This window comes from Nocardia altamirensis NBRC 108246 (genome assembly GCF_001612685.1).
GTDB lineage: Bacteria > Actinomycetota > Actinomycetes > Mycobacteriales > Mycobacteriaceae > Nocardia > Nocardia altamirensis.
The window spans coordinates 1-22,352 of sequence record NZ_BDAY01000104.1; the positions used below are offsets into that span (position 1 = coordinate 1).

A 22,352-nucleotide genomic window follows, 5' to 3' on the forward strand; every position below is an offset into this window, starting at 1 on the left:
AAGCTTGCTGCAGTGCTTGGTGGCGTCGCCCCGGTTCTGCTTCCACGATCACGTGCGTTCAGCGCTGTTTCGACTGTCGAGCGTTCAGCGGACAGACGTGAGATGGCAAGGCTGCGAAGCTGTTCGAGAGGTCGTTCAGCGTGGGAGCTGAATCTTTGTCCAGCACGAGGATGCGCAGCATGTGGGGTGCCTCCTGCGAAGCAGTCGAAGCACCTCCTGGATTCGAATCGAGCGGACGATGGCTTACGACGCCGACGCATATAGAGCGAGTATCACCCCATCGGCAATGCAGGAGATCGCACGGCTCGCGGGTGAAGCAGCGGCGGCGCGACGCGGGGATGTCCGCCCGCGGATCGCGGAGCAAGGCGTCACCGGCTGGGTTATCGATGAAGAAGGGACCCTGGACTCCGACGAAGATTATGAGGCCTGCAGTCATTGGGACTTGATGATTCTCGGAACTGACGGCACCCTGCACGAGGGTAAGCGCGAACGCACCTACATCAAAGGTCCGCGAATCACCCTCGACAGATTGACTATCAGCTCCTTCGATCCCGGAGCGTGGGACCACCAGTACGACAAAAATCGTGCATACGACGGATGGCACGCATGCCGCTGCGGTTACTACGCCTTTCCCTCGTATGGGGATCGAGTTCGTCGCGCACTGGCGCGATTCGGCCAAACCGGGAACACCGTCGGCGGCTATGTGACACCCGCGAGCTCGGTCGGTCATGACCGGAAGAGGAGTGCCTCGACAGGGGTCGTCGTGGCGGCTGCCCTGATCGGAGTGGTCATATTGATATTGCTGATTCTCTGAACTAACGCTGCTTACCCGACAAGTCGTTTATCGGGGTCTCGCTGGCGCTACGCACAAGCAAGTCCTTGAAATATGTGCATCTGCACTGGCTTTCGCTATTGAGTCGCTCGGCATGCTCCTCGGTGGCGTACGCATCCGGTTGACCAGGAAGGTCAGCATCCTTGGGTGATCGCCGATCCAACACTCGTAGTTGGTCGGCGAGCAAATGATTGAAGTCTGTGTCGAACCCCGGTGTGGGAATCCCCTGTCCTAGAAGCGGTTTCGTCCTTCTTGGACTGAGGGACTCGGGGCTTCCAGACGAGTCTGTCGCTGGTCGCATGCGGAGGTGTTAAGCATGGATTAAGTGAACAAAAGAGCAGCTTAAGAGTGATCTATCTCATGATTTTTTGGCGAGCCGACACGGTGGTGGCGTTGATGCCGAGTCGTCGGCATCAGAGGGTGTTGCCCTTGCAGGTGTGTATCGGCGCGGTGGAATCGAGGATGGGCTGTTCGGTAATGCATTGTGTTGCAGCGGATTACCGCTACTCGTAGCCGGGATGTGGAGATATGCGCCTGGAGGAGCCGGTGTGGGATCGAATCTGAGTTAAAGCTGAGAGCAAGCTGAGCAAATCGTCATGGTTTGACCAACATGTGGGATGGGGGCTTCTCGGCCGCTGCGGGCTGAGCGGCTTGCTAAGTCGAGAAGGTCGTTAGATGCCAACTTGCGCAGAGGGTTTCGGTGCCTGTTGGCGGTAGTCAAGGGTGGATCTCTCGATTGCCGTGCCGCGTGGGTTCGACCGTGTGAGAGTGCCCGGCTGTCGATGGATCTCGAAGGAACGTCGGCGTCACGCGACGTCGTGCGGTCTCGACTAGATGGCCTCAGTATTGACTGAGGGATAACGGGTTTGGCGACAGGGTCGTATTGCCTGTTCGGGATCTTCCGGCGCGGGGTGTCCAAATGGGCTGTGCAGCAGCGATCTTTCTCAAGTATTGAGGATTGCTAACCTTTTCCATCTCGGCACACTTCGCGAGATCGGTTGGGTGGCAACATATTTGAAAAGCGTCAAGTGGCGTGCCACTGCCGTCATGCTTCGTAATGTCCTGCTGTGATCTGTTTAACAGTTCAACTGGTTCGCGTTCAACTGGTTCTGTCTGGAAGTGCTTTGTCGTGTTGTTACGCTTCCGCCCGATTTTGGGGATGCCCATCAAGGGGATGGGCTCAGTTGCTGTGGAGTGTGATGAGGTTTCGCCGTCAGGGCGACGCGTTCGCGCGTTGGTTCCCTGCCAGTTGGTATCGGTTGAAGGTGGTGTCGTGGTCGGCCTTCTTGGTCGCCGCGTTGATCGCCACGTTGGTGCAGGTGGTTGTTTCGCCGGAGGCTGCTGCGGCGCCGAAAGGTAAGAATCCGCGGGATCTTCCGCTGATTATGTCGAAGGCCAAAGCAAAGCCTTCCCTTACTACTAAGCAGTCGGCGCCGGAGGCGGATTTCACTCCGTTGCTGGCAGGTGGTGGTGCGGCAGCTGCTGCTCCGAAGAGTGGTTTCGATCCGAAGTCGTCGAAGGAGTCGGCGCGTACCGAGGATTCGGTGGAGTTCACCAACGCGAATGGCACCAAGACGCTGGTGCTTTCGCAGGTGCCGGTCAGTGTGCGCAACAGTGGTGGTGGTTGGGATCCGATCGACACCCGGCTGGTGGAGCAGAAGGATTCCAAGCGGGTCACCGCGGCACGTACTGGTGTGCCGATCGAACTCGCCGAGTTCGCCAATGACCCGAATCTGTTCAAGGTCAACCAGAACGGCACGCCGGTCACCCTCGAGTTGAAGGGTGCTGCCAAGGTCGGCCGCAAGGTCGCTGGTTCGACCGCGAAGTACGAGAACGCGCTGCCGAACACGGATGTGACCTATGAGGTGTCCGCGGGTGCTCTCAAAGAGTCGATCGTTCTGAAGTCTGCTGCCGCAGTGGGCGAAGGCCGCTGGGTGTTCAAGCTGAACACCGGTGCGCTCACGCCGAAGACGGACGGCAAGACCGTCAAAATCACCGACAAAGCTGGCAAAGTCGTTGCGGCGTTGCCGAAGATCGAGGTCTGGGATTCGGCAGGCAGCGACAAGGACAGCAAGCCCGCGGCCCGTACCGATGGCACCTACACCCTCGCTCGTGAGGGTGAAGCGTGGCAGCTCACGGTGGCGGTCGACAAGAAGTGGTTGACCGACTCCGCCCGCAAGTTCCCGGTGGTGGTCGACCCGACCTACACGTTCGGTTTCGGCCAGCAAGCCGAGGCGATCGCCTACCAGCAGGGCGAGGAACCATGCACCGCCGACGACGACTGCGGCATCCGCACCGGCAACGAGAAATCCCGTCGCAAGAACAAGTTCTGGCGCACAGCGATCCGCTACGACCTGGCTGCGCTAGCGGGCAAGGACATCACCGGTGCCCGCATGGATCTGAAGTTGCTCGCGCCGGTGGCGGATATGAAGCCCGCATCGAAGATCACCCTGTATCAGGCCAAGACGCCGCTGGGGTTCGACGCGCGCGGTCCCGAGTTGGCCTCGGCCAGCGTCGGTGAATCCGGTTCGCTCACCACACCGGAACTAGCCAAGTTCATCGGTGAGCGCGCGAAGGCTACCGACAAGAACACCTGGTTCATGTTGGGCGGCACCGAAACCGACACCAATTCCTTCAAGCAGCTGCAAGCGGCGTTGATCGTCGACTACACCGGCGGTGGCACCAACCCGGACCCTGAACCGAATCCCGGTCCGCAGGTGAAACTCGTTGCTCCGGCCGAGGACTCGACGATCTCGAACGACACGCCGACGCTGCAGGTCAGCTCTGCAGGGGAGGGCGTCAAGTACTGCTTCAAGATCTCCACCGGTTTCGACGGCCGCTCGGGCAGCGTGATCGATTCGGGGTGTCTGAAAGATCCGAAGTGGACTGTCCCGCAGTTTGTGCTCAATGACGGCGCGAAGTACTCCTGGACTGTGGGCACGGTGCCTGCGGGTGGTTCGACCCCGACGCTGTCGAACTGGGTCGGGCACTTCACGCTGAACAAGCGCATCGGGCAACCGGGACCCGCGCCGAGCGACCAGCTGGGTCCGGTCACGGTCAACATGTTCAACGGCAACCTGAAGACCGAGGCGGCTGGCCCGGTGTTCGAGGCGCTCGGTGGTTCTGCGGGTGTGACGTTCTCCTACAACTCGCGTCAAGGCGGCGAGGGCCACGGTATTCGAGGGTCGTATTTCAACGACGCCGATCATGACGGTGCCGCGGATGCGACGCCGGTGATGGTACGCAATGAGCCGCAGGTGAACTTGGACTATCGCAGTCCCTGGAGCGGTACTGCGGATACGCATCCGTGGAAGGAAGATCCAGTGCCTGCCGCGCTGGACAAACAGTGGTTCGTCGTGCGGTGGGAAGGCTACTTCCAGGCTCCAGCGACCGGTGACTTCAGCTTCGCGGGCTCCCATATCGACGGTGCGAAGATCTGGATCGATAACAAGCCCGTCTACGACAATCCGAACGCTGCCGCGGTCGGTGACGAGTTCAACAAGGCCACTGCCAAGAAGAACACCGATGTCGCGTTGACCGCCGGGCAGCGGGTGCCGATCAAGGTCGAGCTGTATCACCACACGACCGAAAAGCCGCGAATGGTGTTGTGGGCCAAAAGCACCACCGGTGCCGGCACCAACCGCTCCCACAACATCGCACCAAAGATCGTGCCGACTGACTGGTTGTTCGCACAGGATCCTTCACCGCTGCCGGGCGGATGGACTTTGGGGCTGATGGGCAGTGAGTACGTCGCGGCCGAGATGCTCGACGGGTCGGTGGTGCTCACCGACACCGCAGGTGGAAAACACGGTTGGGCCAAGGCCTCTGCCGGTGGATACACCCCACCCAAGGACAGCGACGGTGTGCTTGCTGTCGATGCCGGTGGCAGGATTTCGGTCACCAAGAACGGTGTGGTGTCGATCTTCAACGTCGATGGCACCCTTGCCGCGGTCTCCAAGGTGTCCGATGCCAAGAAGCCAGCCTCGTTGCAATACCTTTACGGCGGCAGCCCCGCGCGGCTGACCAAGATAAAAGACCCGGTTTCAGGCCGGTCGCACACCCTGTACTACAACACCGACAACAGCGACAAATGCTATGGCGGAACAGCTTTGCCGCCGGGGGCGTACTCGGCTCCGGCGCAGAAGCTGTGCCGGATCAAGTACTGGGACGGCACCGAAACCCGGCTCTGGTACACCGTAGGTGCCCTCACCCGGATCGAAAACCCTGGTGCTGAAATCCGGGACTACAGCTACCTCGACCTCTCGACCGCCAAGTACTTCTACGACCAGGCAGGCAACGACACCGAGAAGAAGCAGAAGGCCCTCGACATGGTAGGGCCGCTGAACGAGGTTCGGGACAGTCTGGCTGTGGACTGGCGGGCCACGCTGCCTTCCTACAATTTGAATGCCGAACGCTGGCTAATCGAGTACGACGGGTTCTACGACGAAGGCGATTTCAACAAGCCTGCTCATTCGCGGGCGGTCCAGGTCACTGCACCCAAATGGGACGGCAGCGACATGGGTTACCGGCTGACTCGCACCTATCGGTACGACGTCGCCAACAAAAAAGCGTCGTTCAGTGTCGGCGGACTCAACACAACAAACATCCGCGCCGTGACTTGGGACGCTGCCGGACGTCAACTCACCTCGACCGACGCTGTCGGAGACACCGTCCGCACCGAATGGAACGCCAAAGACAAGCTGACCGCGAGCATCGACACGACCGGTCGACGCACAACGATGCTGTATGACCACGCGGACCGGCTGACCGACCAGTATGGCCCGGCCCCGTCTGAGTGTTTCAACGGGCAATTGCCAAAGACTGAGTGTGCTTCGACGATGCCGCACACCCGAAAGGGGTACGACGAGAACCTGAATGGGCTCGAGGCCGCGTTCTACGACAACCCGTTCCTGGCAGGTGTTCCGAAGGAGTGGGGCACTGGTGTCGGCACCCCTGACGCCAGCCTGAAACGCAACTGGGCGTCGACGCCGCCGATCGCGAACAACGGTGGTTGGTCGGGCCGGTTCATGGGCGAGGTCAAGTTTCCCGCGGCTGGTGAGTACAAGCTCGGGTTCACCGTCGTCGACGGTGTTCGGCTGTGGATCGATGACCTCTTGATCGTCGACAACTGGACCGACAAAGCAGCCACCGCTGTCTCCGGCGCCTACACCAACACCAACGCTGGTAGCTGGCATCGCGTCCGGATCGACTACTACAACCGCAGCGGAACCACCGGTGCACTCGACTTCACCTGGACACCACCAGGTTCGGGTAGCGCAGTGACTGTTCCAGGTCAGAACCTGGCACCGCGCTACGGGCTCGAAACCAACCTTGTCACCGAGAACACTTCCGGTGGTGACGTCGAACGCGCACCATCGAAGACGATCACGACCGGATACTCCGACCTGGACAACGGGATCGATCCCGTTTTCGGGCTGAAGGTCGCCAAGACCGGCGACCCAGGCGGGCTCAACCTGACCACCCGCACGGTGTTCGAGCAACCCGGCCAAGGATTCCTGCGCCAACTGGCCGCTGCGTTGCCTGCCGGTGACATCACCAACCCCGATAGGCAAGGAACTTCGGTCTATTACAGGGACAACGAAACTCGCACAAACCCATGCGAGGCGAACTCCCCCGCCGTCAGTCAAGGCGGCAGAGTCAAACTTGTTCGCGGGGTAAAGAACTCGGACGGCTCAGCCAACACAATCGAGACGGTATACAGCGTCGCAGGACGTGTCGTCGCCATGCGGACCAACAACGAGCCCTGGTCGTGCCGCAGCTACGACACCCGCGGCCGAATCGCCAAAACCTCGCACCCTGCGATGGGCGACCAGCCTGCCCGCACCAGCACATACGACTACGCCGTCGGCGGCAATCCGCTGAAACTCAAAATCGGCGACGACAGTGGATCGTCAACCAAGGTGGTCGACCTGCTCGGCCGGACTGTGTCCTACACCGACGCCAACAACGTCGCCACCCTGATCGGATACGACCGTGCCGGACGAAAAACCAATGAGACCACCAAGATCAAGGATGTCACCTCGACTCTGAACTACTCCTGGGACGACGCGTTTCGTCTGACTCGCCTGGATTTGGACGGGGCCACCGTTGCCGCCCCTGGCTACAACGCGGGGGTTCTGCAAAGCGTCGCCTACGGCAACCGATCCAACCTCGATATCACCTACAACGATGCGGGCTGGCTAGCTGCCTTGAACTGGAAGGTGCCCGATTCCACCGTCACCAGCGCGGTAATCCGCTCCCGTGACCAGCGCATCACCGACGAGCGCATCACCGACACCGCCAACGGAGGCACCGACTACAACTACGCCTACACCTACGACGGTGTCGGTCGCCTCACCGCGGCCACCGTGCCACACCACCAGCTCACCTACCGCTTCGACGGTGACAACGGCTGCGGACCCAACAAGAAGGCAGGGTTGAACACCAACCGCACCGCCTTCACCGACAGCTTCAACGGCGCAGCCCCTACCACCACCAACTACTGCTACGACGACGCCGACCGGTTGCTGTCCACCAACGGAGCAACCGACCTCACATTCACCTACGACAAATACGGCAACACGACCAAGATCGGCACCGACACCCTCGGCTACGACTCCACCCGCCGACACGTAACCACCAAAACCGCCGCCGGACAATCGGTTACTTACAACCGCGACGTCATCGACCGCATCACGACGCGGACGGTGAAAGACAACGACAAACCCGCACAGGTAACCCGTTACGGGTTCACCTCCGACTCCGGTGGCCCCGACTTCGTCCTCGACAGATCCGGCAACCTGCGCCAGCGGATACTAAAGCTCCCCGGCGGTGCCCTACTCACCAAGAACTACAGCCAGAACAACATCACCAACTGGTCCTACCCCAACATCCACGGCGACATCCTGTTCACCGCAGACGGCACCGGCACGCGTACCGGTACGGTCCACCTCTACGACCCCTACGGCCAGAACATCGACCCGGCCACCGGCGCGTTCGGCGACATCCCGATCCCAGCCACCGCTGAAGGCGGCATGGACTTCGGCTGGCTAGGCCAGCACACCGTCCCCATCGAACACGTCGCCAGCCAGCAAGCCCTCGAAATGGGAGCCCGCACCTACCTACCCATCCTGGGTCGATTCCTGCAAACCGACCCTGTACCCGGAGGATCAGCCAACAACTACGACTACGTCAACGGCGACCCCGTCAACTCCCTCGACCTCACCGGCAATTGCCCGATGTGCCTTATTCCTCTCGGAATTCTAGGGGCGGGCTACGCAGGGTACTGGCTTTACACGCACCCGATCACCCCGCCGGACATCAACGTTTTCCCGAGTCAGAACGACAAGCCGAGCGCGCCACCACCAGCGACAAGCCCAACACCGCTCACGCCGCCGAATCCCGGTAATTCGGGGCCTGCAGTCCCAAGCCACAAACCGTCGGCGCCGGTGCCTAGTTGGACAGACGGCAGTAAGTCCCCAGGAGCGGGTTGGGTTTGGCGCGGGCCGGACTCACCTGGCGGGGAAAAGGGCGCATGGTATAACCCGGATACAAGGGAAAGTTGGCACCCGGATTTGCATCACCCTGACCCCATCGGGCCACACTGGGATTATACTAGCCCCGATAAAACCGTGTATCGAGTCTACCCCGATGGATCGATGGTGCTGAAATGATGAGTGCCCGACTAGTTGCAGTCGGAATACCGGGTTATGAGTATGCTGCGGAGCACCTCCGATATGGACTGACACCTTCCCGCGCGGCGTTAGCGCAGATTGATGGGATGCAGGCGATAGCGATGGTTCCTGGAGGTGCCTCGGACGAGGGCGTCCTGCACTTCAAATACGGTGGCCTTGGTCGAGCGGTGGTTAGTGAACTGGCCGAATTTATTGTCGACCGGTTCGCTGGTTCCTTACTGATTGTCGAGCTCCCCATGAGGCGCCTCAGCGATCCTCAGGGTTCGATCGATAGATTCGAGACGATCGTCAAAGGGGATGAAATATTCGCCATCTGTGCGATCGGCGAGACCGTGGCGACTGTTGAAGATGCATTAATGGCTCATGATCCGACGTTCCTCTACAATGCTTTTGTGCTGCAGGGGGCAGCGGCTAGGTCGTGGGTGCGATCCGATGCTGACCATTGCTTCCCTGATTCTGATGAATTCCCCGCGGTGATAGTTGGAGCATATGACGGAGAAGGATTTGTTCTGCTGTTGAGAGATCATTTTGATTCCGTTTCTCGAACTACTACGGAGCGGTTTCAATAGTGTTAAATCGCGGATTAGTCCTCAGTGCAGGTAATTTCAAGGCTATTAGACAACTGACTCTGGAGGTAATGAATGTCCGAGAGGGGCTCGGTTGAAATCTGTAGCGAGTCGGATCTGTTAGGTTTTTGATGATGGGGTTTTGGAAATGCGTGGCTCGTCGCATTGTTTCCAGTTTGTAGATGAGGATGTTCCCGGCGTTGTTGCGCTGAGTTAGGTGTGAAGGGTTTGGTGTTTTCGATGGTTAAGTTCAATGTAGTTTCGTCGGCAATTGTGGCCGGTACGTTGCTGGGGGCGCTCGCGTTGCCCGGGGTTGCGGTTGCGCAGCCTGTTCTGGTTGCTGTGAGTACAGCGTCTGTCGAGTCGATTGATCAGGGGTCGGATGAGTCGGGTCGGGTGGGGAGTGGGTCCTCGTTTTCGGGGCCGGGTGTGACGGGGTCGTCGACTACCGGGTCGTCGGGTTCGGTGAATACCGGGTGGCAGGAGCGTGGGGCGGAAGAGGGTAGTGGTTCGGCGGAGCGCGCTGGGGGCGTTCTGGGGCGGGTTATTCGTGGGGCGGTGACTGGGTCCTGAGGGGTGCTGGTGCGGTTCCCGTGAATTCGTAACTCAGACTGGATATTTCGTCGTTGTAGTACATGCCCTATATGGGCGCATGACTGGTTCGCCGCGCGGGTCACAAGCCTGCGCGGCGACGGGTCACCGACAAGAAAGCAACACCTAGTGCGACCACCCGACAACAACAAGCCAGACCATCAAGATCCCGAGTTGACCGAGGTTATTGCTCGGCCCGATGGCGTCTACGACGAGGACGCCTCGATCGGGGAGCAAGTCCTGAGCGGCGATGCCTTCGATGCGGCAGACGCGTCGAAAACGGATGCGGCAGAAGATGATTCCTCTGACAACCTTGAGGGGATGTCGCCGCTGCGGCGGAGATGGCAGCGTCTGCGTGAGGGTGTCGGGTCAGGTGATGTGCGTCGGCACCTTCCCTATGCTGTCGCGGCGGCGGTCACGCTGGTCGTGGTGATCGCGGTTTTGGTCGTGGTGGGTGCGAAGCCGAAGTCTTCTGATGCGGTGAGTGATACTGCGGCGGAATCGGATACGTCGGCGACGCAGAGTTTCGATGACATCACCGGGTTGCTGCAGGGGCAGCTCGGTGCCACCACTCAGTCGACGGTGAGTGAGACGAGTGCGGTGTCGGAGACGCCGGTTGATGTGCCTCCGCCGCTGGGGGAGGAACCGAGCATTGAGGGCGGTGACATTGCGCAACCGATGACTCCGGCCACGGTGACAGTGACTGATACGGCTCCGATCGAGACGGGTGGCGGTGATCCGGTCACGACCGAGACTGCTACTGCGACCGAGACCAGCCCGTCGACCACTGTCACCGATACCCGGACGGTGAACCCGTGGCCCAATGTTTCGATCGAGGGCGGTATCTCGGTGCAGCCGACTCAGCGGCCGGGGACGGGTTGGGATGGTAGGCCGTCCACTGTCACGGTGGTGGTCCCGGCCGAAACGACAGCGCCGCGGCCATCCACGGTCACTGTGGTCGTTCCCGCGACGACGACACCGCCGTCGAAAACCTTGTCTCCGAAGCCGACTGGGTGCCCGACAGCAACTACCACCCCGAAGACAACGACGCCATCGACGACGACCAAACGTCCACCAGCGGCGACAGCAACGCAACGGACCACGACAGCACCGGTGTCGACGTCGAAGAAGCCGACCACCACGACGACCACAGCCCGTCCATGCAAGTAGGCCGTGGATATGAGTGTCGAGGGACCGTGAACGGCAGATACACACCCGGTGCTGGTGGTCGGCAAGTGGTCCGTGCTGGCTTGCTGGTATCGGTTGCCGCAGTGACGGTTTCAGTGGTGGGATGCAGTGGCGGGCCCGACCGAGGTGTCGGCGCTGCGCCTGGTGCCGGTGAGCCGGTGCCCGCGATCCAGCTCGTCGCGGCCGATCGGCAGGCGGCGCCGTTGCAGGACTGGGCGCAACGACGAGCAAGTAAGTACGGGATTCCGGCTCGCGCGCTGCAGGCCTATGGGTACGCGGCGGTGGTTCTGGGGAAAACCCAACCAGGATGTCACCTCGGGTGGACCACGCTTGCTGGGATCGCGCGTGTAGAAAGCGATCACGGTCGGCATCGAGGTGCAAAGATCGGCGTCGACGGACAGGTGAAACCACCCATCCGGGGTGTTGCGCTCGACGGCACCAACGGCAACGCTCGCATCATCGATCCCGACGCCTCGGCACGTGCCGGGCACACTGTGTACGCGACCGCGGCAGGCCCGTTCCAGTTCATCCCGGACACTTGGAAGCGGTGGGGCGTGCGCGCCGACACCGACTACAAGACCCTGTCGAGCGCGCTCTCCAAAGCTAAACCCGCAGTGCCGCAGGAACTTACGGGCAATCCGGACAACATCGATGACGCAGCGTTGGCGGCCGGGCGGTATCTGTGCGCGTCCGGTGGTGATCTGTCCACCGCCCGCGGCTGGAGAAAGGCCATCTTCGCTTACAACCACTCCGACACCTATGTGAGGCAGATTCACACTGCAGCAACCAGCTATACCGCATAGCACGTCAGCTGAACACGTCAGCGAGCCAATAAATCGATGCCGCTAGTTTCTGGTCATGAACACTTGGCGCTGATTCGGGAAATCCTGGGTGCGATCGACGTGTAGTCGCTCGAATCGCTCAGATTTGTTGCCGGGAGAAGCGATCAGGTGCCGCATGTATGCCTAGATGTCAAGTGGCGCAAGCATATAGAGAGTATCCCTTTCCTGAAATGCGGGAACGGTCTATTCGGTGTGCGTGCAATTACTGTTGCAATGTTCAGCTTCTCTCTTATTTGTCAGCTCCGGGAAGATATGTTAGAAATTCGTCGCCGCAGCTTGGATGACTGGGCCGCCACCCATTCGGTGGGGACCATTTGGGTGGCGAGTTGTATTCGGGATGAGGAGAAATTCGATGACGAAGTTTCGTGCGGTCGGCGCTGTGCTGGTGGCGGCATCTGGTGTGATGCTGGCAGCGGCGGGCGCAGCTTCGGCCGCCGAGGTGGCAGCTGTGGAGCCGGTCGCGCGCACTGGCTCGGCGAGCATCCTTGGTGGCGTGCTCGATTCGATCGTGAGCGGTAGCGGCGGCTCTGGTTCGTCGTTCAGCATCAAGGTCGGCAACGGCGACGTTGCGGGCACTCTGCCGTCGACGGGAAGCGCGGGAACCGGTAGCGCGGGGACGGGTAGTGCTGCCATGTGCGTCACCAATCCGACGGCTGTCGGCTGCCCGAAGTTGTAGGCCCTGTGGTCCGCCGGTGTTCGAATTAGCTTCCCGCTGAGTCTGTTCGGGTGGTTTCGACGTCTAGCCGGGAACCGGTTGTCGACTCTTTGGTGAAGGGTGTGTGCCCGTCGGTGACGGGCGGCAGATGTGTGAATGAGATGTCGGCGATGCGACGTGCGGATCTTGTGGCTCGGCGTTCGTCCGCAGGTGGAGTAGCTCCGCGGGGAGCAAGGTGAAGGTGGGCCCGGAGTGCGCGTCGTGTGGCGCCGCTAGAGGGCTTGGCGGAGTGGGTAGTTGAGGGGCTTCTGGCCTGCGATGTGAACTATCCGCCGGTTCACTCGTATCGGCTGGGTCAGGGGAGTTGGATGCTCGACCGCACGGTGCGGTTGAGCGTGGTGAAGCATTCTCCGGTCGAGAGAATGCGGTAAGAGGGCCCGGTGTTGCCGGGCCCTTTCCGGTTGTGGTGCCGCCGACCTTGCGCAGCCTCAGGATCCAGGCTCGACGGAGGTCCGGCGACATACCGGCTCAGCCGAGGTGCCGCTGAAGCTGTTGCTGTTGGAGTTACACAAGGTCAGGCAGAGCTTCAGCCGGTGCTGCCACGCGACGGTGCTCGAGCCAGAATCCGTACTCGCGTAGATCGGTTTCCAGGCCATTGGCCGCGTAGGCTGCGTAATCGCGGAGTCCGGCCGCTGCATCGCTATCTTCGGGGCTGGTGCCGGCGGACCATTCTTGTTTCGCGCTCTCGATCCAGGCGAGCAGACGGTTCCGGTCGGCCCACCACTCCCGGACCTTCGACAGGGTCCAGTGCTCGTCCCCGTCGCAGGCGTAACCGCCGAAGGGGTCGTCGTAGGCAGCGCTCAGCAACAGCTGTACTTCGTGAGGGTCGCGCGGTTGGCGGTAGACGACTTCGGCACCGAAGTCGTCCTCGTAGATCACGTGCTCGGGGGCGATCAATCTGCCTGTCCAGCAATTGTCGGTTCCGGCGCCATAGAACGGGCCTGGCACGTTGCGCCAGTCCTTATTGGCCCACTCTCCGCGTAGATAATCTCCCGGGGATCCGAGGCGTTGATTCTCATAGTTGGACCTGGACAAACCGGCCGAGGCCGTGACGGTTGGGAGCGGGTTCCAGTACACGCCCGCGAGAGTAGCGAAACTGAGTAGGGCTCGCTCGAGAGGCGATCCAGGCTCGACGGAGGCCTGGCGACCTACCGCGACATTCAGCATCTTGTGTACCGATAGTTTTTGGCGCTCAAATCATTACGAGTTGAAAGCGAAGTTTGAAGAAGTGATGAAGTTACGTGCTGCAGGGCCCTCTGTCGCGGTTCTGCTTGCGGCTGCGGCGTTACTGTCGCCGGCAGCGTCCGCCAACGCCGCTGCCGGCGACACCTATGTGGCCCTGGGCGACTCCTATACGGCGGGACCGAATGTCGCGCCGACGGCTCGGTCGGCTCCCTCGGGTTGCGCCCGATCGGCGGTGAACTATCCGCATCTGGTCGCGTCCACGCTCGGGCTGCGACTGGAGGACCGCAGCTGTACTGGTGCCAAGACTGAAAATGTCACCACCACAGCGCAATTCCCCGATCAGCCGCCGCAACTCACGGCCCTGACCAGCACGACCAAGGTTGTGACACTGGGCATCGGCGGTAACGACAACAACACCTTCCGCGACGTGGTCGCCGCGTGTATTGCCGCCGACAGCCTGACTCCCGTCGGCACTCCGTGCAAAGACGCATACGGCTCGACCTTCGCAGACCAGATCCACGCTGACGCGGCGGTCATCGGTGCGGCCATTGCCAAGATTCACCAGATCGCGCCTGTCGCACAGGTTTTCGTCGTCGGATATCCGGCGATCCTGCCGCGCGACGGTGGCTGCTATCCGCAGGTACCCATCACTGACGGCGATGCCGCCTACGTCGACGGCATCGAAACCGAACTCAACACCGTGCTGCGTGACCAATCTCGACTCAACAACGCCGTGTTCGTCGACACCTACAACCCCAGCCTCGGCCACGACGCCTGCCAACCTGTCGGTACCCGTTGGGTCGAACCGGTTGTGCCCGGCCAGAAAGCGGCCACGCTGCACCCGAACGCCGCAGGCATGCAAGCCGATGCCGTCGCGGTGACTGCCGCGATACGGAACTCCAGAACCTCGTAACCCGCGACCTGCTCTGGTTACGCCGCGACGTCGATGCGACGCCGCTGGCTCAACGCTGCCCTGGGGCAGTGGACCGGTCGAAGAACACGCGAATCGCGAACAAGGCGATCAAGCGCCACCTGTTGGGTCGGACGCTCTCGGCTCGGACACGAATCCTGTTGAGCAACTGAGTAACCCGGCGCTTTCGCGCACCAAAGACGGTATCCAACGGCGACCCCACAATGGTCGCCGCCGACACAGAGAAGTGGCATTGACCCCATTCCAAGCACGACCCGTTTCTCGGCGTAGACCACGCCTGCCTTCCCGGCTACTGGCGTTTACCGGCGCCGCGCTGTCGATTGTCACCCTCGCGGCCTCGGCCACCGCAGAACCGCCTACTGCTCCAAGCCCCTCTACGACGGTAACCAGCCCAGCCACCGGCACGCCGACTACGGGTGCCCGGCCGCCGGCTACTCCGTCGCCCTCTAGCCCAGGTCCGGCGACTCAGCCGAGCCGCAACCCTGCCCCGAGCTCGGTCCGGCCCACGCCGGATCCGACGCCGAGTCAGGTCCGGCCGCAACCGAATTCGACAACGGCACCTTCGACACCGAAACCAGCACCCTCAACATCGGTGCCGCCGCCGGCGTCGACCACCTCGCAGTCCCCGTCATCGACAACGGCAGCGCCGCAGACCTCCACCACATCGGAGTCATGTCCGACCGCACCGGACAAGAAGACCAAGCCCGGCACCTGGAAGCCAACGGCGAAGCCGAACAAGCAGATCACACCAGGCAAGATGCGCTCGGACTGCGAACAGATCCCCGACGGATTCAGCAAAGCAGACGCCGACAAGGCCGAGACGATGGAGGCCGCCATGGCCTCGCGGAACAGGCAACTCCGGGTCTCTGATGGCTGTCAGGTGTACTGGCCCGCTCCGTACGAGGTGTGCGGCGCGATCCGCGATAAGTACAACGAGCTCGGCGGCCCCAACGGATTTCTGTTGCACCCCAAAACAAATGAGCTGACCAACCCCGACGGACGTGGGAAGCGCACCGAATTCGTCAACGGCCCGATCTACTGGTCACCTGAAGGCGGAGCCCATCCGGTGGTCAACCACTTCCTGGCCGCCTGGGCGCGACACGGCTATGAGGCAGGCTATATCGGCTATCCGACCACCGACGAGATCGTCAACCCTGACAAGATCGGCCGCCGTCAGCACTTCACCGGGTCGACCATCTATTGGAAGCTCAACGAGGCGTATTCCATTGGCGGTGCAATCTTCGACAAGTGGGGGCAAGCTGGCTGGGAAGGAGGCTGGCTCGGCTACCCGATCAGCGACGAAACCGTGACACCCGACGGCGTTGGCCGCTTCAATGCTTTCGAAAACGGCATGCTCTACTGGCATCCATCTCTGGGAGCACATCCGGTTGGCGGCGCTATTCTCGGTTATTGGCGATTCATTGGCTACGAAAAGAGCAGTTGGGGGTATCCCGCCAGTGACGAATACACTGACGAAAAGGGCCTACCAACTCAGGCCTTCCAAAACGAAGTAGTCGACCTGATGCGAGAAGCCAAGGGTGATCCAAAATATATTTGGTACTACCCAGGAGATGAGTTCTCGGCAAATTATAGAGTCGGAAAATTCGAATCCCGTCGCCCGCCTCAAAACTATGACACCAAAGTATTTACATGGACATTCCATCTGAGTGATTTCATGATCAACAAGGGTGTAGCTGGATTGAATACTCGAATGGGCTGCGTAACGTGGCTGACGCGAGATGGGGCTCTGGAAAAGTGGTACCAAGACAAGAGTCACACCGATCTTCCCATTACCTATCAGTATCATGGTAGCATTCCGAATAATGTGGATGACGCTAAGTATAATTTGTTTGGAACATGTCAATTCACCAATGATACGGTGCGGAAAAAGCCGAACGGTACTATAGCGTACGGCGTGACGCTGGCAGAGTTCGGGCATGCGTACCAGTTCTTGAAGAGGTAGTCGGCCTTATTTCAGGTTAGGGGTTTCGATGACAATTAGATTCCTACAAAATCAGGTGTGTCGCGTCAGAACCCTCTTTATCCTGCTCGTCTCCGTCGGTTCACTTCAAGGGGGCGCGGCAGGTGTAGCGATGTGGAAACTGGTGGCCATAAATTTCAGCGTCGAGATTTACAGGCAAGACGGCGAGTACATCGAAGCAGCTGCTCCAGGTACTCTGGCGGAAATTCATGGATTGCCGAATCCATGGCTTCTGGTGGTAATCTCGGTCACAGCTGGAGCGCTGATCGGCGCCGGGATCGCTTGGGTGCTCACACGATCAGGATGGGTGTTGGTGAAAGAATCCACCGACGGTTCGCTCCTTGATGGGTGAGCAACGTTCTACCAGGAGTGTGAATATTGACTACTTTAGGAGTAGTGCGAGAATGGCACGCCGAGGAAGGTTGGGGTGTTATCGACTCTGACTCGACACCGGGAGGGTGCTGGGCATCCTTCGGCGCCTTGAAATCTGACCGCAGGAACTTGACCGCTGGTGATAATGTGCAAGTGGAGTGGGAGACCGCGGAGCAGGACGGCTACCACTTCCGAGCGCTTCGTTGTTGGCCAGTCGGAACAAATCCCGTGGAACACGAGAACATTCTTGATCATCCAGGGATGACCATGGCAGCATGGGACATTGACTCTGACGGCAATGCGCGAAGAGTGGACGAATGACTGACGCCACGATTTGAGTTGAACTCGATGCCATGAGTATCGCTACGTCATCGTCGAGAACGGCCTACGGAGAACTTTCCGTGGGCCGTTCTTCATGAGGCCTGCCCAAAGGAGTACTCCGTGGTCGGCAGGACGTCGTGGTGACTCGTCAGCGCCAGCGCTTCGGCAGCGGATACTGGAGTGCGGTGTTCGCGTCGGAAGGCCACATCCGTATCCGCCACGTATCGCCTGGATTGGTGGAGTGGAGTTGACCCTCGAAACGTAGGCCACGCCCGCTGATCTCGATGTGGTAGGAACCGGGCGCGATCAAAAGTGGGTCGTGCGAGGAGCTCGTCGCCGACGAGATCCACAGCTCACCTTGGTCGTCGATGGTGGTGGTCGCATCGATCACCACCTGCCACTCGTCTCGATCTGGGTGCTGCGCGCGGTCGAACAACTCGAAGTCGATCAGCATGGCGGAGTTGTATTGATGAGGGCTCAGCACAACCATGTTGCCGCCGGCCGTGATCGCGTACAAGCCGTCGTCGATCGCGCGGTCCACCACATCCGGCAGGTCCACGCCGTCTTCGGCGCTGCCGACCAGGTAGAACTGTCCGTAATCCATGGAAATGGTCCGGGCTTCACGCCGTATCGGCTGGTCCGAATACATCCACAACCCTCTCCATCGATACACCGCTAGCTGCTGTCGTAGCCGGATTGGCTGTCGGGACGGTAGCGCTCACCGTCTCCATGGACAAATCGACAGCCAGTCTCCCTTACCCCTACTGCGCATCCGCACCGGTTGTGGAGTTGGTCGGTTGATCACTGGGTACTGGTGCAGGCATCGTCCGAGAAGCCACCTGCACCAGTACCCTCTCGGCGCGAACTTGATTCGGAATGCCCGCGGCGTTCGGGCGCCGCAACGGACACTCCGTGGGTGTCATAGGAAGCGGGGTCTTGTCCTGGTGCGGTGGAATGCGTGAGGCTGCATGAGAGTTCGATTGGACTCGCGGCGGGGCTGTGGAGGACGGTCCGACCGGTAGAGGGGGCAGCGAATGTCTGTGCGGTACGAGCTCGGTCCGGCGCGAATATCGTTCGAGGATCTACACAGCGTGGTTGGTCTACTTCGCCGGCACGGCGGCGGTGATCCGAGCCTCGTTGCCGGTGGCGCCGGCTTGGGCCGCACGATAGTTCGGGACCTCGATGTCCTGCTGTCGCTGCCCGACTTCGTGCGCAGGGATCTGTATTTCGAGTCCGCGGACGGCAGCATGGACATCCTGCTCAATCGGAGGTTCGCGTTCGCCGACGCGCATCGGAATGCGACGCTCGCGCGCGAGATCACCGCGCTGTTCCGTAGTCGCCGTTCCTACAACCTGGCGCTGTTCACCGGGACGAATTGGCTTATGGGACTGGTCGGCCCAGCGGTGGGGGTGGCTGTTGCCGCGATTGGCTCGCTGTTCACCGGCTACACCTACTCCCAACGAGATGTGTTGCTGTTCGTCATCTTTGCGATCGTCACCGGTGTGGCGAACTTCTACTCCAGCGTCAAACGACACGGCGCTCGCGTTGCCATCGACTACGGCGAACCCGCCATGACAACCGAATCTCTCGATGACAACGCGCAGGACGACGGCAGCGGCAACCTCGTCACCAGCCGAGCTGCGGCACGCAGGATCGCCGAAGGGGTACTCGCCCAAGTCAATACCCGTGCGGAGCCGCTCGCTCTATTCCCGGAGCACGACTGTCCCGACCTGGGCTGGGCCTGGGTGTACGGGTACACTACTGTCCGCTGGCTCCGGACCGGCGATCCGGATGCCGTGCCCCCGCCCGGCGGCGGCCCGATCGTCGTCGTCAAAGACACCGCCGATGCCTGGATGCTCTCTGGCGCTCGGGATTACAACAAGCAACTCATCGAGTACGCCGAACGGCATGGCTACCAGCACACCGTGCCGTACCGCTAGCGACGTAGCCTCCGCAAACGCAAAATGCGGGCGATGTTGCCGTTGTCGGCACATCGCCCGCATGATGTCGGCTACTAGGCGCCGCTACCGGTTGCCAGCAGCTTCAGGATCTTGAGAATCTCGAGGACGTTTCCGGCCGAGCCGGAGTCGACCGATCCGCTGGAGCTACCGGTGCCAGCTGCGGCGATTCCGGTATCGGCCGCCGCTATTCCGCTGCCTGCCATCGCAATTCCCGCGGCGGCAGCACAGGTCACGCCGAACACGCACAATTTCCTCATACGTAACACAGTCCTCTGCAAATCGGAGCGTTCGGGGCGCGGCGGTAGCGCGCGTCCCGGTTCACTGATCGGCGGCTGTTCAGCCACCTGAACCGGAGTTATAGCACCGGGTTTGGGCTGTTCGACACTGCGGCGACAGCAGATAAATTGAACCTTCGTATTGCTGGATGAATGCGTGACGCGCAGCAGGCTGTCTTTCGCGCGGGTCGCAGTGACCGCGAACAGCGCCAGCCCAATAGGCCAGTGTCGGTGCAGATTTCGACTCCGACCGGCCATCAGCCTGGCCTAGGGTGATGTCACCATAGCCGCGACGAGCACGTGGGTGGGCGTGCTGCAGAACAGATAGCCGATTGCTGGCTAACTCCTTGGGGCGCAAGGTGTTCGACTGGTACCGGTCGCCAATCGAACGCGTCTTCTGGTTCGGACCGTCGCTATGTACCGTGACTATCCTTGTCACTCAACGAGATTCGTAGTCGCTGCCGGTCGGGCTGCTATCCTCGCGACTCGCGAGGGCTTCGCGATTAGCCCTTGGTGGGGTCCGTTCCGGGTTTCTTGGATACCGAGTCGCCTGGTTCGATCGAGTCCCAGAGGGCGCGGTTCACTCGGACCTTGATGGTGTTGCCGTCGTCGAGGCGGACGACCAGGCGGCGATAGAGGTTTGCGCCGTCCAACAGGCCGCGTGACTTCTTGACCACGGTTCCCTGCCACTCCTGCTGTACCACTGGACCGACCTCCTCGACACCGAAACCGTTGCCGCACCGTTGGTGGCGCCGCCCAGTCAGTCTGCTGGTTGGGCGGGTTCCGGGCATCGCCTTGCCGGGGTATTCAGCGGGATACCTGCGGCGTATGCGCCATCGTCTCCGCTGTCGATGGTCATTGGCTGTTGGTCTATCTCGGCTCCGGCGCGGACCATCCGCGAGCACATAGGCTGTGGGCAGCGAACACGGCGTGGATCGGCGGGTGATGGACAGCACGAAAGTGGAGGTCGCCTACTCGCACGGAGGGTTCTCGCTGGATTCCACCGTCGCGGGCGCTGTGTCTCGCGGTTTCGATGTCTTTCGGCATGGATGGCAGACGCAGGTAGGCGACGGTTTCCCGCTGCCGACCTTCAGTCAGGCGACGACCGGTGATTTCCGGGTCAGGAGCCGGGTGGCGAAGCTGCGCGATGTGGCGATCACCGATCTCGACAGTGCCTCCGTCATCCGGACGGCGGGCACCCCGTACGGCTATGCGGATCAGGCGCGGATGTATGTGGTGCGGCGCGGCGTCTGGTCGTTGGGCGGCGGGCCCGATCGCGCCGAACACACGGTGTCGGCCGGGCAGTTCCTGCTGCGGCACGGGCCGCCGTTGCACTTCGGGGCGGCGCCGAACACCACGGTGCAGATCCTCACGCTGCCCTCCGCCGTCTTCGACGCACGGCTGCGGAACCGGAGTGTCACCGAGTCGGCGGACTCGGCCGAGATGCGCCTGCTGCTGGCCCATACGAACATGGTGCACGCGACGGTGACCGACCTCGGTCCTGCCGGTGTGCACGCCGCCCACAGCGCCATGCTCGAGCTGGCCAAGGCGGTGGTGATCGGCCGGTTCGACGATGCGGAACCCGCGCTCAGGCCCGCGTTTGTCGAAGCGGCAAAAGTATTGGCGGACAGTCATCTTGCCGATCCCGAGTTGTCTGCGGCGATGCTGGCAGGGGAGCTCAACGTCTCCGTGCGCACCCTGCAACGGGCGTTCACGGTGGCGGGGGAGTCGGTGACCAGCTACATCCGCCACCGCAGGCTGGAAGAGGCGCGGCGCGCACTCGCCACGCGGTCCCAGCTGCCGAGTGTCGCCGAACTCGCCGCACACTGGCAGTTCTCCGACAGCAGCCACTTCATCCGCGCCTTCAAGAAACGCTATGGCCGGACGCCCATCGAGTACGCCCGCTCAGTGCGGACAGGCGGATCCTAAGGACTTGGCGGACAACACATCACGCGGTCCAGTAGCATCCGCGATGCTCAAACAGGTACTGCCGGAGAAGATTCCGAGTTCATAGCGCACGGAAGCGGCGTCGAAGGAGTGGACGAGCACGCCGATCTCGTAGTCGCCGGGATAGGTGACTTCGCCGAGGTAGTCGATGCGATACGACGAGGGTGACAGGTCGGGCACCAGCCCGTCCGTGTCGAGCGCCGCCGCGGCGAACACCGCCACCGCCTCGTCGTACCAGGTGGCCAGGGCCAGGTAGTTGACGTGCTGATTGACGTCGACGTCAGCTATCCGTGCGCGGAGGGGAGCGAAGAACGCGTAGTGCTCCCGTTGTCTGCGTTCGGCGCTCGGCTTGGCCGCTGTCGTCTCGCTCGCATCCGGTACGGACAGGTCGGTGAGATCCGCGATCAACTCGTCCGGAAGCGCAAGCGGCCCTGCGGAACCGAGTAGGAGCACGGTGGCGCCGCCGCTGCCGACCCGCCTGCCGCCGGCGAACACCGCTTGTTGGTAGGTGAACGATGACCGCCCGATATGGCGAATGCCGGTGTGCACGAGTGCGTCGGCGCCCGAGCGATGCACGGGCGCAAGCACTTCGACTCGTTGGCTGACGAGAATGATCTGGTGCCTGCTGAATTCGCCGGCACCGACGAGCCTGCCGAATTGCGGCATCTTCACCCGTATCCGCGCGTCCTCCAGCCAGCGGGCCATCCCGATCGCGCTCACCGCACCGTTGCGGCCGAGATCGCCCTGCCGCAGTCGGACATCGCACTGGGCCGGAAAAGCGGCGTAGTTGATGGAATCCATGAAAAAACCTTAGGAATGCCACCCGGACGTGCGCTTGAACAACCGCGCCAACTGGATGGAACATCCGCGCCACGTGCTGCGCTACGCTGATCGGACAGCAGCGCCTTCTGACAGGCCTTGCCGCGGTGCCGACATCGGCCCGCCTCGCTC

Annotated in this window: 16 protein-coding genes; 11 read left to right on the forward strand and 5 right to left on the reverse strand. The window is 61.4% G+C overall.

Annotated elements, in window-relative coordinates:
- The first annotated feature begins 238 nt into the window (after window positions 1-238).
- The 6 genes from NA11_RS38900 to NA11_RS38925 all read left to right on the forward strand — a co-directional run bounded on the left by NA11_RS38900 (window position 239) and on the right by NA11_RS38925 (window position 12,389).
- Entirely contained in the window at window positions 239-814 is a 576-nt protein-coding gene (locus NA11_RS38900) for a hypothetical protein (protein ID WP_141718090.1), read from the forward strand.
- Window positions 815-2,031: 1,217 nt separating this feature from the next.
- On the forward strand, window positions 2,032-8,505 hold the full coding sequence (locus NA11_RS38910) for a PA14 domain-containing protein (protein ID WP_141718091.1): 6,474 nt from the start codon (window positions 2,032-2,034) through the stop codon (window positions 8,503-8,505).
- A gap of 107 nt (window positions 8,506-8,612) precedes the next feature.
- Window positions 8,613-9,095 (forward strand): hypothetical protein, encoded by a 483-nt coding sequence (locus tag NA11_RS38915; protein ID WP_069167110.1) that lies wholly within the window; start codon window positions 8,613-8,615, stop codon window positions 9,093-9,095.
- A gap of 717 nt (window positions 9,096-9,812) precedes the next feature.
- Entirely contained in the window at window positions 9,813-10,853 is a 1,041-nt protein-coding gene (locus NA11_RS45290; protein WP_141718092.1) for a hypothetical protein, read from the forward strand.
- Between the two features lie 116 nt (window positions 10,854-10,969).
- Entirely contained in the window at window positions 10,970-11,674 is a 705-nt protein-coding gene (locus tag NA11_RS38920; protein WP_245746526.1) for a lysozyme family protein, read from the forward strand.
- Between the two features lie 391 nt (window positions 11,675-12,065).
- Entirely contained in the window at window positions 12,066-12,389 is a 324-nt protein-coding gene (locus NA11_RS38925; RefSeq protein ID WP_069167111.1) for a hypothetical protein, read from the forward strand.
- Window positions 12,390-12,932: 543 nt separating this feature from the next.
- On the opposite strand, the gene NA11_RS38930 is transcribed toward NA11_RS38925, so the two are convergent.
- Window positions 12,933-13,505 carry a ferredoxin gene (locus NA11_RS38930; protein WP_245746527.1) on the reverse strand — a complete coding sequence of 191 codons (573 nt, stop codon included), beginning with the start codon at window positions 13,503-13,505 and terminating at the stop codon, window positions 12,933-12,935.
- A 91-nt stretch (window positions 13,506-13,596) separates the two neighbouring features.
- On the opposite strand from NA11_RS38930, the gene NA11_RS38935 reads away from it, so the two are divergent.
- The 3 genes from NA11_RS38935 to NA11_RS45295 all read left to right on the forward strand — a co-directional run bounded on the left by NA11_RS38935 (window position 13,597) and on the right by NA11_RS45295 (window position 16,877).
- Window positions 13,597-14,526, forward strand: a complete 930-nt coding sequence (locus NA11_RS38935) for an SGNH/GDSL hydrolase family protein (RefSeq protein ID WP_218023466.1) — start codon at window positions 13,597-13,599, stop codon at window positions 14,524-14,526.
- 610 nt (window positions 14,527-15,136) lie between these two features.
- Window positions 15,137-16,507: an LGFP repeat-containing protein gene (locus NA11_RS38945; protein WP_245746528.1), complete on the forward strand. Its 1,371-nt coding sequence runs from the start codon at window positions 15,137-15,139 to the stop codon at window positions 16,505-16,507.
- Between the two features lie 28 nt (window positions 16,508-16,535).
- A complete protein-coding gene (locus NA11_RS45295; RefSeq protein ID WP_141718093.1) occupies window positions 16,536-16,877 on the forward strand; it encodes a hypothetical protein in 342 nt (113 codons plus the stop codon).
- A gap of 489 nt (window positions 16,878-17,366) precedes the next feature.
- Here NA11_RS45295 and NA11_RS38950 read toward each other — a convergent pair whose 3' ends face one another.
- Window positions 17,367-17,822, reverse strand: a complete 456-nt coding sequence (locus NA11_RS38950; protein ID WP_141718094.1) for a hypothetical protein — start codon at window positions 17,820-17,822, stop codon at window positions 17,367-17,369.
- A gap of 487 nt (window positions 17,823-18,309) precedes the next feature.
- Between NA11_RS38950 and NA11_RS38955 the strand changes: the two genes are divergently transcribed.
- Window positions 18,310-19,158 (forward strand): YrhB domain-containing protein, encoded by an 849-nt coding sequence (locus tag NA11_RS38955; protein WP_167837827.1) that lies wholly within the window; start codon window positions 18,310-18,312, stop codon window positions 19,156-19,158.
- A 74-nt stretch (window positions 19,159-19,232) separates the two neighbouring features.
- Here NA11_RS38955 and NA11_RS45300 read toward each other — a convergent pair whose 3' ends face one another.
- Together NA11_RS45300 and NA11_RS38965 are read right to left on the reverse strand one after the other, a co-directional pair.
- On the reverse strand, window positions 19,233-19,712 hold the full coding sequence (locus NA11_RS45300; protein WP_141718095.1) for a hypothetical protein: 480 nt from the start codon (window positions 19,710-19,712) through the stop codon (window positions 19,233-19,235).
- Window positions 19,713-19,957: 245 nt separating this feature from the next.
- Window positions 19,958-20,158 (reverse strand): DUF7489 domain-containing protein, encoded by a 201-nt coding sequence (locus NA11_RS38965; protein WP_069167118.1) that lies wholly within the window; start codon window positions 20,156-20,158, stop codon window positions 19,958-19,960.
- Between the two features lie 241 nt (window positions 20,159-20,399).
- Here NA11_RS38965 and NA11_RS38970 point away from each other — a divergent pair, with 241 nt between their 5' ends.
- A complete protein-coding gene (locus NA11_RS38970) occupies window positions 20,400-21,383 on the forward strand; it encodes a helix-turn-helix domain-containing protein (protein ID WP_069167135.1) in 984 nt (327 codons plus the stop codon).
- Here NA11_RS38970 and NA11_RS38975 read toward each other — a convergent pair.
- Entirely contained in the window at window positions 21,360-22,202 is an 843-nt protein-coding gene (locus tag NA11_RS38975; RefSeq protein WP_069167119.1) for an acyl-CoA thioesterase, read from the reverse strand. The two genes, NA11_RS38970 and NA11_RS38975, sit on opposite strands and share 24 nt — an antisense overlap.
- Window positions 22,203-22,352 lie beyond the last annotated feature (150 nt).